This is a genomic window from Amycolatopsis sp. 505, assembly GCF_031625235.1.
GTDB lineage: Bacteria > Actinomycetota > Actinomycetes > Mycobacteriales > Pseudonocardiaceae > Amycolatopsis.
In genome coordinates, this window is sequence record NZ_JACKQP010000004.1 from 232,296 (window position 1) to 245,948 (window position 13,653).

General features: G+C 71.7%; 14 protein-coding genes. 6 read left to right on the forward strand and 8 right to left on the reverse strand.

Features of this window, described 5'->3' with window-relative positions; genetic code table 11:
- Positions 1-64: 64 nt before the first annotated feature.
- Together H5965_RS16965 and H5965_RS16970 are read left to right on the forward strand one after the other, a co-directional pair.
- The gene (locus tag H5965_RS16965) at positions 65-1,591 is read left to right on the forward strand and encodes an LCP family protein (RefSeq protein WP_310970915.1); all 1,527 of its coding nucleotides are present in this window, start codon (positions 65-67) and stop codon (positions 1,589-1,591) included.
- 37 nt (positions 1,592-1,628) lie between these two features.
- The gene (locus H5965_RS16970; RefSeq protein ID WP_310970916.1) at positions 1,629-2,909 is read left to right on the forward strand and encodes an LCP family protein; all 1,281 of its coding nucleotides are present in this window, start codon (positions 1,629-1,631) and stop codon (positions 2,907-2,909) included.
- On the opposite strand, the gene H5965_RS16975 is transcribed toward H5965_RS16970, so the two are convergent.
- A complete protein-coding gene (locus H5965_RS16975; protein ID WP_310970918.1) occupies positions 2,902-3,738 on the reverse strand; it encodes an NAD(P)H-binding protein in 837 nt (278 codons plus the stop codon). The two genes, H5965_RS16970 and H5965_RS16975, sit on opposite strands and share 8 nt — an antisense overlap.
- 108 nt (positions 3,739-3,846) lie before the next feature.
- Between H5965_RS16975 and H5965_RS16980 the strand changes: the two genes are divergently transcribed.
- Positions 3,847-4,551: a TIGR03089 family protein gene (locus H5965_RS16980; RefSeq protein ID WP_310970920.1), complete on the forward strand. Its 705-nt coding sequence runs from the start codon at positions 3,847-3,849 to the stop codon at positions 4,549-4,551.
- A gap of 47 nt (positions 4,552-4,598) precedes the next feature.
- Here H5965_RS16980 and H5965_RS16985 read toward each other — a convergent pair whose 3' ends face one another.
- Positions 4,599-5,039: a DoxX family protein gene (locus H5965_RS16985; RefSeq protein ID WP_310970921.1), complete on the reverse strand. Its 441-nt coding sequence runs from the start codon at positions 5,037-5,039 to the stop codon at positions 4,599-4,601.
- 114 nt (positions 5,040-5,153) lie between these two features.
- Positions 5,154-5,966, reverse strand: a complete 813-nt coding sequence (locus tag H5965_RS16990) for a DUF1206 domain-containing protein (RefSeq protein ID WP_310970922.1) — start codon at positions 5,964-5,966, stop codon at positions 5,154-5,156.
- 81 nt (positions 5,967-6,047) lie between these two features.
- Here H5965_RS16990 and H5965_RS16995 point away from each other — a divergent pair, with 81 nt between their 5' ends.
- Positions 6,048-6,446 (forward strand): hypothetical protein, encoded by a 399-nt coding sequence (locus H5965_RS16995; RefSeq protein WP_310970924.1) that lies wholly within the window; start codon positions 6,048-6,050, stop codon positions 6,444-6,446.
- Here the strand turns inward: H5965_RS16995 and H5965_RS17000 are convergent.
- From H5965_RS17000 to H5965_RS17010, 3 genes are all read right to left on the reverse strand, one after another.
- Positions 6,443-6,868, reverse strand: coding sequence for a hypothetical protein (locus tag H5965_RS17000; protein WP_310970926.1), 426 nt, complete (start codon positions 6,866-6,868; stop codon positions 6,443-6,445). The genes H5965_RS16995 and H5965_RS17000 overlap by 4 nt on opposite strands.
- Before the next feature lie 68 nt (positions 6,869-6,936).
- Positions 6,937-7,866, reverse strand: coding sequence for an alpha/beta fold hydrolase (locus H5965_RS17005; protein ID WP_310970927.1), 930 nt, complete (start codon positions 7,864-7,866; stop codon positions 6,937-6,939).
- A gap of 87 nt (positions 7,867-7,953) precedes the next feature.
- The gene (locus tag H5965_RS17010) at positions 7,954-8,883 is read right to left on the reverse strand and encodes an alpha/beta hydrolase (RefSeq protein WP_310970929.1); all 930 of its coding nucleotides are present in this window, start codon (positions 8,881-8,883) and stop codon (positions 7,954-7,956) included.
- A 136-nt stretch (positions 8,884-9,019) separates the two neighbouring features.
- On the opposite strand from H5965_RS17010, the gene H5965_RS17015 reads away from it, so the two are divergent.
- Complete coding sequence (locus H5965_RS17015) at positions 9,020-9,898, forward strand: helix-turn-helix domain-containing protein (RefSeq protein ID WP_310970930.1); 879 nt, start codon at positions 9,020-9,022, stop codon at positions 9,896-9,898.
- A 253-nt stretch (positions 9,899-10,151) separates the two neighbouring features.
- On the opposite strand, the gene H5965_RS17020 is transcribed toward H5965_RS17015, so the two are convergent.
- Positions 10,152-11,309 carry an acyl-CoA dehydrogenase family protein gene (locus H5965_RS17020; RefSeq protein WP_310970932.1) on the reverse strand — a complete coding sequence of 386 codons (1,158 nt, stop codon included), beginning with the start codon at positions 11,307-11,309 and terminating at the stop codon, positions 10,152-10,154.
- A gap of 105 nt (positions 11,310-11,414) precedes the next feature.
- Here H5965_RS17020 and H5965_RS17025 point away from each other — a divergent pair, with 105 nt between their 5' ends.
- Positions 11,415-13,091: an AMP-binding protein gene (locus H5965_RS17025; protein ID WP_310970934.1), complete on the forward strand. Its 1,677-nt coding sequence runs from the start codon at positions 11,415-11,417 to the stop codon at positions 13,089-13,091.
- Between the two features lie 60 nt (positions 13,092-13,151).
- Here the strand turns inward: H5965_RS17025 and purE are convergent, their stop codons facing one another.
- Positions 13,152-13,649 carry a 5-(carboxyamino)imidazole ribonucleotide mutase gene (gene purE / locus H5965_RS17030; protein ID WP_310970935.1) on the reverse strand — a complete coding sequence of 166 codons (498 nt, stop codon included), beginning with the start codon at positions 13,647-13,649 and terminating at the stop codon, positions 13,152-13,154.
- Positions 13,650-13,653: the final 4 nt, after the last annotated feature.

The window sequence follows — 13,653 nt, forward strand, 5'->3', positions numbered from 1 at the left end:
TAGAGTCTCGGTGGAGGCACGCTGGTGCCCTGGGGGAAGTACGGGGTCACAGGGGAGGAAGCGCGTGACCGAACAGGCTGCGCCGACCATCCCGGCGCGCCGGGGGCGGACCGGCCACGGTGTCGCGGTCTTCGCCCGCCGCGGCGGCAAGGTCGTGGTGTCCCTGCTGTCCGTCGCCGTCCTGGCGCTGACCTGGTACGGCTGGAACTACATCGGCGACCCGAACACCGGCCTGACGACCACGAACGTGTTCGCCGACACCGAAGCGCACGCGAAGCCGCTCGACGGCGCGGTCGACATCCTGCTGGTCGGCCAGGACAGCCGCACCGACGCGCAGGGCAACCCGCTGCCCCGCGAGGTGCTGGACATGCTGCACGCCGGCGTCTCCGACGGCGAGCTGAACACCGACACGATGATCCTCGTGCACATCCCCCAGAACGGGAAGCAGGCGATCGCGATCTCGTTCCCCCGCGACTCGTGGGTGGAGCTGACCGGCGGCTTCGGCAAGCACAAGCTCAACAGCGCGTTCGTCTACGCGTACACGGACACTTACCGGGCGTTGCAGCGCCAGGGCATGACCGACCTCAAGGAAGCCGACGCGCAGGCAAAAGTCGCAGGGCGGAAGAACCTCATCGCCACGATCGAGAAGTTCATCGGCAAGCCGGGCATGATCGACCGCTACGCCGAGGTCAACCTGGCGAGCTTCTACGAGATCACCAAGTCCATCGGCGGCGTCGAGGTCTGCCTCAAGGGTCCGGTCAAGGAGACGAAGTCCGGCGTCGACCTGCCGGGCGGGCGCCAGACGATCGAAGGCGTGCAGGCGCTCGCGTTCGTCCGCCAGCGCTACGGCCTGCCCAACTACGACCTCGACCGGATCGCGCGGCAGCAGGCGTTCCTGTCCGGGCTGGCCCGCAAGGTGATCTCGACCGACGTCCTGACCAGCCCCGGCAAGATCGCCGATCTGGTGGCGGCGGTGAAGAAGTCCGTGGTGCTGTCCCAGGGCTGGGACCTGACGGAGTTCGCCGAGCAGATGCGCGGCCTGACCGGCGGCCGGATCGAGTTCCACACCATTCCGACGCTGGGCAACGCGACCATCGGCGGCGCCGACGTGCTGCGCGTCGACCCGGCCCAGGTGGCGGCGGAGGTGATGCGGCTGACGTCGGACGGCGACACCCCGGCCACGCCGACGTCGACGCAGCTGGCCGGCGCGCAGGCCGTCACGGTCGAGCTGTTCGACGGCTCGGGTTCGCCGTCGCTGGCCGGCCAGACGCACGCCACGCTGCAGAGCAAGGGCTTCACGCTCGCCGCGGACCAGCGGCTGAGCACCCGCAACGCCACCGTCATCCGCTACCACCCGGGCGACGACACCGCGCTGGGGCTGGTCAAGCAGGCGCTGGGCACCGCGGCGCAGGCCGAGCCGGACCGGGACGTCCCGGCCGGGCACGTGCGCGTGCTGCTGGGCAAGGACCTGCGGAACTCGGCCGCCGGAGCCGGTGGCGCCCCGACGTCGCCGGCCACGAAACCGCCGGTGGCCCCGGCCACCCCCGCCGCGCCGCCGATCACGGCGGGCGACGTCCCCTGCGTCAACTAGACTGGGTACGCAGGGTGTTCGGGGGAGGAAAGCCAGCGTGGCAGACGACCAGGAAGAACCGGAGGCAACCGCCGAGCCGGTGACGGAGAGCGACGACTGGAAGCCGTCGCCGTTTCCGCGGCAAGCGCCTGCGCCTTCGCGGGTGCGTCGCGCAGGCCGGGTGACGCGCCGCGTGGCGGTCGGCTTGGTGTCCCTGCTCGCGCTCGGTGCCAGCGGCTACGTCTACGTCACCAAGGACCAGCTGCAGAGCACGGTCCCGACGACCGACGCGCTCACCCCGCGGGCCGGCGAGCCCGCGCCGCCGCCCGCGGACGACGGCGCCGAGGACATCCTGCTCGTCGGCAGCGACGCGCGCACGGACGCGCAGGGCAACGCGCTGCCGCCGCGGGTGCTGCGGCAGCTGCGCACCGAAGCCAACGACGGCGCGGTGAACACCGACACGATGATCCTGCTGCGGGTGCCGAAGAACGGCGGCAAGCCGTCGGCGGTCTCGATCCCGCGCGACACCTGGACGGCCATCCCGGGCCGCGGCGAAGCCAAGATCAACTCAGCGTACGGCGTGGCGAAGGCGCGCGCGGCGCAGGCGATGCGGGGGCAGGGCGAGCGCGACCAGGCGAAGATCGAACGCGACTCCGACACCGAAGGCCGCCGCGTGCTGGTGCAGGCGCTGCAGGACCTGACGCAGGTGCGGATCGACCACTACGCCGAGATCAACCTGCTGGGGTTCTACCTGATGACCGAGGCGCTCGGCGGCGTCAAGGTGTGCCTGAACCACGCGACCGAGGACAAGGACTCGGGCGCGAACTTCCGCCGCGGCGAGCAGACGGTCTCGGGCGGCGAGGCGCTGTCGTTCGTCCGGCAGCGCAAGAACCTGCCGCGCGGCGACCTGGACCGGATCGTGCGGCAGCAAGCGTTCCTGTCGTCGGCGCTGCACCAGCTGCTGTCGGCGGGCACGCTGACCAGCCCGGGCATGCTGAACGACCTGATGGACGCGGTCCACCGGTCGCTGACCCTGGACCCGGGCCTCGACCTGCTGCAGTTCGCGCAGCAGGCGAAGGGGATCGCGTCGGGCGACCTGACGTTCGCGACGATCCCGGTGGTGACGGCGAACGGCCGCAGCGCGGACGGGCAGAGCATCGTCCAGATCGACCTGAAGGCGGTCCGCGAGTTCGTGGCGGGCCTGGCGGGCCGTCCCGCCCCGGCAGCGGCGGCCCAGGCCCCGGCGGGCGGCGGTTCCGGTGGCGGCTCGGGCAGCGGCGCCGCCCCCGCCGCGGCGCCGCTGCCCGAGGCCTCCCCCGGAGTCACCTGCGTCAACTGAAGTCGGCGCGGTGCTCCTCGACCCACTGGCGGAACGTCCGCGGCGCGTGGCCGGTCACCTCGCGGACCACGTCCGTCACCACCGACGGCTCCCGCACCGTCCGCTCCCAGGCCCCGAGCACGGACGCCGGCACGTCCGGCGGCCAGCCCAGCGCCAGCATGCGCTCGATGGCCTGCTCCTTCGTCAGCTCTTCGACCCGCAACGGCCGGCCGAGAACGGCCGAAAGCACCTCGGCCTGCTCGCGGAACGAGATCGGCTCCGGGCCCGTCAGCGCGAGCGACTCCCCGTCGTGCGAGCCGTCGATCAGGATCCGGGCCGCGACGTCGGCGATGTCCCGCTCGTGGATCGCCCCGATCCGCGAGTCGGGGTACGCCGTGCGGACCACTCCCTCCGCGACGTCGGCGCGCCAGCCCAGGGTGTTCGTCGCGAACGCGCCCGGGTTCAACGCCGTCGAAGCGAACGACCCCGCGGCCAGGGCCTGCTCGACCGCGCGGTGCAGCCCCGCGATCCGGCTGTGCGCGGCATCCGGTTCGAGGGTCGCGGCCGACGACAGCAGCACGACGTGCCGCACGCCGGCCGCCTCGGCCGCCTTCACGAATCCTTCGATGCCCTGCGGACGCGTGTACAGGAAGGCGGCGGAGACACCGTCGAGCGCGGGCTCCAGCGTCGAGGCCACTTCCAGGTCCGCGCTCACCTTCGCGACGCCGTCCGGCACGTCGAGCTTCGCGGCGTCACGGCTCGACGCGCGCACGTCCTGACCGGCCGCGACGAGGGCGTCGACCACCGCGCGCCCGACGTGTCCGGTGGCTCCGGTGACGAGAATCGTCATGCTGTCCCCCAGCTCGCGAGATAACTTTGCTTTCAAAGCAAACGTACTGAGGCCGGTCAGCCGGTGTCAACCGGCGCGGCGCGCGGTCCGCGCTTTAGCCTTGTCCCCATGAGCCTGACCGACGAGCTGCTGCGCCCGCTGCCGGCCGCCCAACCGTTGATCACCCACTACGACGACCAGCTGGGCAGCCGCGTCGAGCTGTCCGTGGCGACCACCGCGAACTGGGCGGCGAAGACGGCCAACTGGCTGACCGAGGAGTTCGACGTCGAGCCGGGCGACGCCGTGGCGGTGCAGCTCCCGGCGCACTGGCAGACCGTCGGCGTGCTGCTCGGGGCGTGGTGGTGCGGGGCGCGCGTGGTGACCGAAGGCGCGGGTGCGCGGGTGGCGTTCGTCGGGCCGGACGACCCGGAACCGACCGGCGCGGCGGCCACCGCCGTCGTGACGCTCGACCCGATGGGCCGCGGCCTCGCCGAGCCGCCCGGCGGCGGCGCGTTCGACTACCTGAGCGAGGCGCGGCTGGCCGGCGACCAGTACCGCCCGCTGTTCCCGATCCCCGGCAGCACGGCCGCGCTCTTCGAGTCCACTGTGGAGGAGGTGCTGGCCGAAGCCAGGGCCCGCGCGGCGAAACTCGGCCTCACCGCCGGCGACCGGGTGCTGTCCACCCGGGACTGGACCGAGCCGGAGGGCATCCTCGACGGCCTGCTCGTCCCCCTGGCGGCGGGCGTCCACCTGGTCCACATCAGCAACGCGGACCCGGCGAAGCTGGACGCCCGCCGCGAGGCGGAACGCACCACGGCGGACCTCCCGGCGTGAAACGGTGAAGGCCACCTCGGCGAGGTGGCCTTCACCGCGCTTGCGGCTCAGGCGTTCTGCAGCTCGCCCGCCTCGACGTCGCGGCGGGCGCGCCTGCGGCCCCACAGCAGGTGGTCGAGCGAGATCCGGCCGCCGTTGAAGCCGAGGGCGAGCCCGGCGAGCGCGAGCACCAGGACCAGCTCGTAGCCGCCCTGGCCGGTCAGGCCGTTGTCGATGTGCACCGAGAGCAGCGCACCGACCGAGATCACGACGTAGCCGATGCCGACGAGCGGCAGCAGGAAACCCACGATGAAGGCGACCGAGCCGAGGATCTCGACCGTCATCGCGAAGACCGCGGCGGCCGTCGGCAGCGGGATGCCCGCCATCTCGAAGAACTTCGCCGTGCCGTCGATGCCGTTGTTCCACTTCTGGAGCCCGTGCGCGAGGAAGACGACCGCGACGCCGATCCTCCCCAGCAACAGGGCCACGTCCTTGAATCGTCCGAACATCGGTTTCAGCTCCCGGGTAGGTGAATATTCAACTGACCCGACCCAAAGTAGGGCACCGAGCACCCGGACCCGAAGCTCCGGACGGTGATCGACAGGAAACCGACAGGCACGCCCTCAGCGCTTGTGCGCCCAGGCCGCGCCGAAGCAATAGGCGCCGAACGCGGCGAGGCCGAGCGCCACGACGGTGAGCAGAACCGGGCCGAACGGCTGGGCGGCGAGCGTCTTCAGGGCCGCGTCCAGCCCGCCGGCCTTGTTCGGGTCGGCCTGGAAGCCGGCGATGGCCAGCAGGATCGCGACGACGGCCAGGACGACACCCTTCGCCAGGTAGCCGGTGGTGCCGACCCCGCCGATCCAGCGCTTGGTCTTGCCCGGCAGCTCGGTCGTGTTCAGGTCTTCGAGGAACTTCTTCTTCGCACCCTTGACACCGGCGGCGATGGCGACCCCCAGCACGCACGCGGCGGCGATCACGACCAGCGCCGGCCCGGCCGGCAGCTGGAGCAGCTTGGCGGTGAACTCCTGCTGGTTCTGGTTGCTGGACCCGCCTCCGCTGCCGGTGGCGATGCGGATGGCGCTGATGCCCAGCGCGATCACGACGACACCGCGCGCGGCCGCGCCGATCCGCTTGCGCGTCCGCTTGCCGCCGCTGACCCACTCGTAGCCGGTCGCGGCCATCATGAACTGCCAGAGCCCGAACAGGATCAGGCCGACGGCGACGATCCAGAGCAGGACCTGCCCGAACGCCGTCGAGCCGATCTGCTCCAGGGCACCCTTCTGGTCGGCCTGCTCGCTGTCGCCGAAAGCGACCTGCAGGGCCAGGTAGGCGATGACGAGGTGCACGACGCCGTAGCACGCCATGCCGGCGCGGCCGAGCAGTTGCGCGGTGTTGCTCTTTTCGCCTCGTTCGGCGGTGGCCTCTGTCCGGTTCATGCCTGCTGGAGTACCCACGCCCGACCCCGTTCCGCTCGGCCAAGCGGCCTAATCACTTGCTGTGCCTGGGACGATCCGCTCATGGACAACCCGCTGCTCGGCTATTGGTCGGAACAGGAGGTCTACCCGAACGACCCCGAGTACTCGGACCTGGGCTTCCGCCCGGACGGGTCGGGCTGGATGTACTGGGCGAGCTGGAGCACCGAATTCCTCGTCCACCGGTTCCGCTGGCACGTCCCGGCACCGGGCCGGCTGACCGCCCGGCTGCACCTGACCGTCGGCGGCGAGTGGTCGGTGGCCGACGGGCACGTCACGCACCAGGTCGAGTACCGGGAGGAGGCCGACGCGGTCGTCGAGCTCGGCTGGGCGATCGAACCGGACTCGGAGCTGACCCTGGACCGCCCGCTGGCCGACCTGTGCGGCACGCGGTTCCGGCCGGTCGCGGCGGGCGGCACCGATCCGACGGTGACGGCGGCTTAGGCCGGGCGGCGCCGCACCTCGTCGAGACCGGCCCAGCCGCCGTTGACCGCCAGCAGCGTCAGGACCTGTTCCGCCTGCTCGGCGAACCGGGCGAGGTCCTCGTGCAGCAGGGCCGCGCGTTCGCCGTCGAGCTGGTCGAAGTCGTCGAACCACAGCGAGATCGCCGAGCCCGCCGTGACGGCGAGGCCCTGCGTCAGGCTCAGGAACCCGGCCGACGGCTCATCGGCGGCCGCGCGGTAGGCGGTCTCGATCTCGTCGCACGCGGCGAGCAGGTCACGCAGCTGGCGGACGGCGCCGGCCGGGGTCCCGTCCCAGGCGGCGGTCGGCCAGGCGCGATCGGACAGCTCGAGCCACAGCCGCCAGCCGGCGACCAGCTCGGCTTCGTCGTGGGGCGTCCAGGACGCCGGAACCGGCCAGTACATGCTTCGAGGGTGACACCGCCGGAGCGCAAATCCGCCCCGGCGGTGGGTTATGTCTCATGTGGCGAAACTCAGCCGAGGACGGGCGGCACGAAGACACACGGCGGCGTCTTCGCGTGCGCGGGATCGAGCGCGTTGAGCACCAGCCCCTGCGCGACGGGGTCGTAGGTGATGCCGAGGTGGTCGGTGAAGTCGAGCCCGCAGACGTCCTGCAGCAGGATGTTCCGCACGTTCGACGCGGGGGCGAGGAAAGCGCTCGTGTACGGCGTCACGACGTCGTCGTAGCGGGTCTGGATGACGGTGTACCGGATGCCGGGCACGGTTTCCCCGCCGGCGTTGAGGTCGGCGAGGAAGTCCGAGCCGACGGCCTGGTCGTTGCAGGCCTGGCAGACGGCCCCGAGCGCGGCGGGGACCCCGGGGATCATCTCGAGGGTGCTCAGCAGCCCGAAGAGATCGGTCCCGTGGTTGGACGGCGACAGCCCGACGAGCCGGCTGATCTTGTCCGCGCCCCCGAGGTACTTGATCCAGTACCGGATGTTCATCCCACCCTGCGAGTGCCCGACGACGTCGAGCTTCGCGGCCCCGGTGGCGGCGAGGATCCGTTCCCCGAAGGCGGCAAGGGCTTTCGCGGTGTCGGCGACGGGCCCGACGGTCTGCAGGAAGGAGCCGGGGGCGCCGCCGAAGTTCCCCGCGAAGACGCAGTACCCGGCGTCGGCGAGCTTCTGCGAGAGGTTGGCCCAGTTTTCGTAGGCGTTGGCGGTGGTCCCGTTGGAGAGGAGAACCGGGTTGGGGTGCTGCGCGCTCGGTTTGCAGTTCCAGTCGTTGGCCCCGGGAGGAGCGATGGTGGGCGCCCCGAGCGAGTAGACGGCGGCCGTGAGGATGGTGGGCTGCACGGGCCCGGTCGGTTCTCGTTCGGCCGCTCGACCGGTTCCGGCCCCCAGTGCGAGTGCCGCCACCGCGGCGACGACCGTCGTGAGCCACCTGCGCGTCGTTGCGCCCATCCGCTTCACCTCTCTGTGAACCGATGGTGACCCGCGTCACCGCACGTTCAACGCGCGAGTAACTTGTTCGAACCTCCCCCTAGTGGGTCATTTTCCGCCGACGGCGAGGGCGTCCCGGAAGTAGCCGGCGAGCTTCTCGACGGCGGGGTCGATGTACTCCTTCTTGTCGTAGAGGTCGACGTGGCTCGCGCCCTCGATCCAGTGGAGCTCCTTGGGGCCGGTGGCGCGCTGGTGGACGTCGACGGCCATCCACGAAGTGACGGCCCGGCTGCCGACGATCTGGAGCAGCGGGCGCGGGGCGATGAGCGGAACGGCGTGGAAGGCGTCGAAGGATGCCAGCTTGTCGACGCTCGGCCAGGCGAAGGACTTGGCGGACCGCTCGTGCTCGCCGCGCGGGGTGCAGTAGTACTCGAAACCCTCGACACCGTGCTCACCGCCGAGCGCACCGGCCTGTTCGGCGGTCTCGGGGAACATGGTCAGGACGCCGGGGTCGTCCCCCCGCGCGGCGGCGGTGCGAGCCTGGGCGGCGAGGTCGAGCAGGCCCTGGAAGACGGCGGGATCCTGGGTGCCGTCGGCACCGAACCGGAACTGGCGGGCGACGTCGGCCCCGCTGACGGTGGCGACGGCCTTGACGCGGTGGTCGCCCCCGGCCGCGGCGAGCGAGTAGCCACCGGAAGCGCAGATGCCGAGCAGCCCGATGCGGTCGGCGTCGACCTCCTCCCGGGTGATGAGGAAGGAGACAGCGGCCTTGAAGTCTTCGACCCGCTGGGCGGGGTCTTCGAGCCCGCCGGGCAGGCCGCCGGACTCGCCCTGGTAGGCGGCGTCGAAGGCGAGGGTGACGAAGCCGCGTTCGGCCATCAGCCGGGCGTAGGTGCCGGCGGTCTGTTCCTTGACCCCGGTCCCGGGGTGCCCGACGACGAGGGCGGGCCACGGCCCGGCGGCCGGCGTGTCCGGGGTGTGGAGGTGGGCGGCGAGTGTGATGCCGGCGCTGTCGAAGGTGACGGTGGTCCTGGCCATCGGGGTGTTCTCCTCGAGACGTGGTGGTCGTTGCTCCACCACAGTCCGTCGGTTCCGCCCCGGGCGGGAGAGCGGGTTCCTGCCTGGGAAAGACCTTGCCCCCCTTCGAGCGCGGCGGCGCGGGGACACTGGAGGCATGACACCGGATTCCGGCCCCCGGGCGCTGGGCGCGTTCCTCAAGGCCCGCCGCGCCCAGCTGACCCCGCGGGACTGCGGCCTCCCGGACCGGGCGGCGGGCCGCCGGGTCACCGGCCTGCGCCGCGAAGAGGTCGCCGGGCTGGCGGCGATCAGCGTGGACTACTACACGCGCCTGGAGCAGGGCCGCGTCCGGGCCTCGGCACCGGTGCTGATCACCCTGGCGAAGGCGTTGCGCCTGGACGAAGACCAGCAGCGCTACCTGTACGAGCTGGCCGGCCGGGCCGACGCCCTCCCCCGCAGGCGCCGGCCCGCGCAGCGCGTGCGTCCGGCCATGAGCAGGCTCCTGGCCCAGCTCACCGGAACCCCGGCGCTGGTGCTCGGCCGGCGCCTGGACATCCTGGCCTGGAACCCGGCGGCCACGGCCCTCTTCACCGACTTCGCGGCGATCCCCCCGCACCAGCGCAATTACCTGCGCTTGCTGTTCACGAACCCGGCGGTCCGCGAACTCCACGAGAACTGGCAGCACGACGCCCGCGAGGCAGTGGCGGCCCTCCGCATGGAGGCGGCGGCCGACACGGCCGACCCGGAGCTGTCCCGCCTGGTCGGCGACCTCTCGGTCGCCGACCCCGACTTCCGCACGTGGTGGGCGGAACACCACGTCAACAACGCGAGCTACGGAACCAAGCACTACCGCCACAGCCTGGTCGGCAACCTGACGCTGGACTGCGACACCTGGGCCAGCCCGGACGGTTCGGGCCAGCGCCTGATGGTCCTGACGGCCGAACCGGGCACGCCGTCCCACGACGCGCTGTCGATCCTCACAGCGTGGGAAAGCGAACCGAACCGCGCCGGGCGAGCCGGCGCCGACGGCTGGTAGACGACCTGGCGAAGTCGGGGAACTCGGCGTGACTGCGGAGTGAGCGGGTCCGGCAGGGGATACGCAGGTGCCGATCGCGCACCACGCGTGCGACATCCGCCACGTCGCTGCTTACCCTGCCGGTTCGGCTGTGCCTCGGGCGCCCCGTGCACCTGTTGAGGCGGATTGGCCACAGTATGGCGCCACGGTCCGCTGGTCCCCAACGGGTTTACCGGTACCCGACTGCCGCCCGCCCTGCCGGATCAAGATCGATCTAGCCCTTGAGGAGAGCCCGGGCCATCACGACCTTCTGGATCTGGTTGGTGCCTTCGTAGATCTGCGTGATCTTGGCGTCGCGCATCATGCGCTCCACCGGGAAGTCGCGGGTGTAGCCGGCGCCGCCGAAGAGCTGGACGGCGTCCGTGGTCACCTCCATCGCGATGTCCGACGCGTACGTCTTCGCCGCGGACGCCATGAAGCCGGCGCGCTTGTCGCCGCGCTCGGAGGCCGCCGCCGAGGCGTACACCAGGTGGCGGGCCGCCTCGATCTTGGTCCCCATGTCGGCCAGCATGAACTGGACGCCCTGGAACTCCGCGATCGCCTTGCCGAACTGCTTGCGGTCCTTCACGTACGCCACCGCCGCGTCCAGGGCGCCCTGCGCGATGCCCAGCGCCTGCGCGCCGATCGTCGGACGGGTGTGGTCGAGCGTGCGCAGCGCCGTCTTGAGGCCGGTGCCGGGCTCGCCGATGATGCGGTCGGCCGGGATCGTGCAGTTCTCGAAGTAGATCTCCCGCGTCGGCGAGCCCTTGATGCCGAGCTTCTTCTCCTTCGGCCCCACCGAGAAGCCCGGGTCGTCCTTGTGCACGACGAACGCCGAAATGCCGTTGGCCTTCTTCTCGGCGTCCGGGTCGGTCACCGCCATCACCGTGTACCACGACGACTCACCGGCGTTGGTGATCCAGCACTTGGTGCCGTTGAGCACCCAGTGGTCACCGTCGAGCCGGGCCCGCGCCCGCATGGACGCGGTGTCCGAACCGGCCTCCCGCTCCGACAGCGCGTACGAAGCCGACGCCTCCCCCGACGCGATCGAGGGCAGCACGAGCTTCTTCAGCTCCTCCGAAGCCGACAGGATGATCGGCTGGGTGCCGAGCTTGTTGACCGCCGGGATGAGCGACGCCGAAGCGTCGACCCGCGCGACCTCTTCGATCACGATGCAGGCACCGACCGCGTCCGCACCCTGCCCGTCGTACTCCTCACCGATGTGCACGGCGTTGAAACCCGACTTGACCAGCGCGTTGTACGCCTCGATCGGGTAGCGCTCGTTCTCGTCGACCTCCGCCGCGTACGGCGCGATCTCCTTCTCGGCCAGGGCCCGGACCGCGGCCCGCAGCTCCTCGTGCTCCTCGGCAAGCTGGTACAGGCCGTCGGTCACTTCCGGTCACCTTCTCTACGACGTCGGGAGGGATCTATCGATGTTAGCGCTCGTTCACCTACGTCGTCCTTGTGGCGTTGACCGCACCGTTCGTATGGTCGGGTGATGCCGATCACCGCGCCGACGACGCCGCCCGGTCTGCCCACCTCCCTCGAGTACCCCGAAGTCCCCGTCGGTTCGATCCTGGCGGCGGGTGCCGCGCGCTGGGGCGACCGGACGGCCTTCGCCCACGACGGCCGCAGTCTCTCCTTCACCGAGACCCACCGGGCCGCCTGCCGGTTCGCCAACGCCCTGCGCGAACGCGGCATCGGCCGCGGCGACGTCGTGGCGCTGCACCTGCCGAACTGCCTGGCCTTCCCGGTCGCCTACTACGGCACGCTGCTGGCCGGGGCCACCTTCAGCCCGGCGAACCCGCTGCTCCCGCCGGACGACCTCGCCTTCCAGCTCGCCGACTGCGAGGCCGCGGCCGTGGTGACGTTCGGCCCGGTCGCGGGCGCGCTGGCGAGCGTCGCCGACCGGATCCCGGCGCGGTTCACCGTGGTCGTCCAGCCCACCGGCGACCTGCCCGAGGGCGCGCTCGAGTTCGAGGCGTTCCACGCCGCCCAGCCGGAGACTCCCCCGGACGTCGACCTCGACCTCCACGAGGACCTCGCCCACCTCGCCTACACGGGTGGCACCACCGGCCGGTCCAAGGGGGTGCGGCTGTCGCACCGCAACGTCGTGGTCAACACGCTCCAGCACGCCTGCTGGGGCACCGGCTCGGTCCCGGCGCTCGACGCGCACGGCGACGTCACGCTCGACCAGATCGGCAGCGAGGACGAGTGGCCGTCGCGCCTGGGCACCGGCGTCGCGATCAACCTGACGCCGTGGTTCCACGCGATGGGCATCATCGGCGGCCTCAACGCGGCGGTGATCGCGGGCACGACGATGGTCCTGCACACGCGCTTCGACCCGGCGGCGTACGTCGCCGACGCCGAGCGGCTCCGCATCACCGGCATCGGCGGCGCACCGGCGTTGTTCGCGGCCCTGCTCGCGACACCGTCGTTCCACACCGCCGACCTCTCGTCGGTCCGCTCGATCGGGTCGGGTGCGGCACCGATGAACCACGCGATGATCAACGCGCTGCGCGAGCGGTTCCCGGGCGTGGTGGTCACCGAAGGCTACGGCCTCACCGAGGCGACGATGGGCGCGGTGATCTCGCCGACGTACCGCTCGGGCACGCGCAAGGTCGGCTCGGTGGGCGTGCCGATCTTCGACACGCAGGTCAAGATCGTCCCGCCCGAGGGCGGCGAAGACCCGCTGCCCGTCGGCGAGCGGGGCGAGGTCTGCCTGCGCGGCCCGCAGATCATGCTCGGCTACCGCAACCGCCCGGAGGAGACGGCGGCCGCCCTGGTGGACGGCTGGCTGCACACGGGCGACATCGGCATCCTCGACGACGACGGCTACCTGTCTATTGTGGACCGCAAGAAGGACATGCTGCTGTACAAGGGGTACAACGTCTTCCCCCGCGAGCTCGAGGAGCTGCTCGTCACCATGCCGGGCGTCGCGGCGGCCGCGGTGGTCGGCCGGCCGGACCCGGAGGTCGGCGAGCTGCCGGTGGCGTTCGTGGTGCCCCGCGAATCGCTGGACGCGGACGCGCTGATGGCCGCGGTCAACGAGAAGGTGCTGCCGTACAAGCGGCTCCGGGAGGTGCACGTGGTGACGCAGATCCCGGTGTCCGCGGCGGGGAAGGTGCTCAAGCGCGAGCTGAGGCAGCAGCTCGTCGGCGACTTGGACGGCTGACCGCGGCGCACGGGCCGGCCGGCGACGCGCCCGGGCCGGCTCGTGCTCCGGCGAGCCCGGCTAGTGGCCGGTTTTCTCGCGCAGGGCCGCGTCCTTGTCCAGCACCAGCTTCTCCAGGTCCGCCTGGAACTTCGCCATCTTCGCGCGCAGGCCCTCGTCGGACGCCGCCAGGATGCGGACCGCCAGCAGGCCCGCGTTCCGCGCGCCGCCCACCGAGACGGTGGCCACCGGGATACCCGCCGGCATCTGGACGATCGACAGCAGGGAGTCCAGGCCGTCCAGGTACTTCAGCGGGACCGGGACGCCGATCACCGGCAGCACGGTCGCCGAGGCCACCATGCCCGGCAGGTGGGCCGCGCCGCCCGCGCCCGCGATGATCACGCGCAGGCCGCGCGAAGCCGCCGACGTCGCGTAGTCCAGCATGCGCTGCGGGGTCCGGTGCGCCGAGTAGACGCCGACCTCGTACTCGACGCCGAACTCGTCCAGCGCCGCACCCGCCGCCTCCAGCGTCGGCCAGTCCGAGTCGCTGCCCATGATCACGCCCACCTGCGGCGCCATACCG

What these genes read in the sequence shown, in the direction of transcription:
- H5965_RS16975 (WP_310970918.1), bottom strand. Translation starts at nt 3,738, where the DNA reads ATGACGATTCTCGTCACCGGAGCCACCGGACACGTCGGGCGCGCGGTG.
- H5965_RS16980 (WP_310970920.1), top strand. Translation starts at nt 3,847, where the DNA reads ATGAGCCTGACCGACGAGCTGCTGCGCCCGCTGCCGGCCGCCCAACCG.
- H5965_RS16985 (WP_310970921.1), bottom strand. Translation starts at nt 5,039, where the DNA reads ATGTTCGGACGATTCAAGGACGTGGCCCTGTTGCTGGGGAGGATCGGC.
- H5965_RS16990 (WP_310970922.1), bottom strand. Translation starts at nt 5,966, where the DNA reads ATGAACCGGACAGAGGCCACCGCCGAACGAGGCGAAAAGAGCAACACC.
- H5965_RS16995 (WP_310970924.1), top strand. Translation starts at nt 6,048, where the DNA reads ATGGACAACCCGCTGCTCGGCTATTGGTCGGAACAGGAGGTCTACCCG.
- H5965_RS17000 (WP_310970926.1), bottom strand. Translation starts at nt 6,868, where the DNA reads ATGTACTGGCCGGTTCCGGCGTCCTGGACGCCCCACGACGAAGCCGAG.
- H5965_RS17005 (WP_310970927.1), bottom strand. Translation starts at nt 7,866, where the DNA reads ATGGGCGCAACGACGCGCAGGTGGCTCACGACGGTCGTCGCCGCGGTG.
- H5965_RS17010 (WP_310970929.1), bottom strand. Translation starts at nt 8,883, where the DNA reads ATGGCCAGGACCACCGTCACCTTCGACAGCGCCGGCATCACACTCGCC.
- H5965_RS17015 (WP_310970930.1), top strand. Translation starts at nt 9,020, where the DNA reads ATGACACCGGATTCCGGCCCCCGGGCGCTGGGCGCGTTCCTCAAGGCC.
- H5965_RS17025 (WP_310970934.1), top strand. Translation starts at nt 11,415, where the DNA reads ATGCCGATCACCGCGCCGACGACGCCGCCCGGTCTGCCCACCTCCCTC.
- purE (WP_310970935.1), bottom strand. Translation starts at nt 13,649, where the DNA reads ATGGCGCCGCAGGTGGGCGTGATCATGGGCAGCGACTCGGACTGGCCG.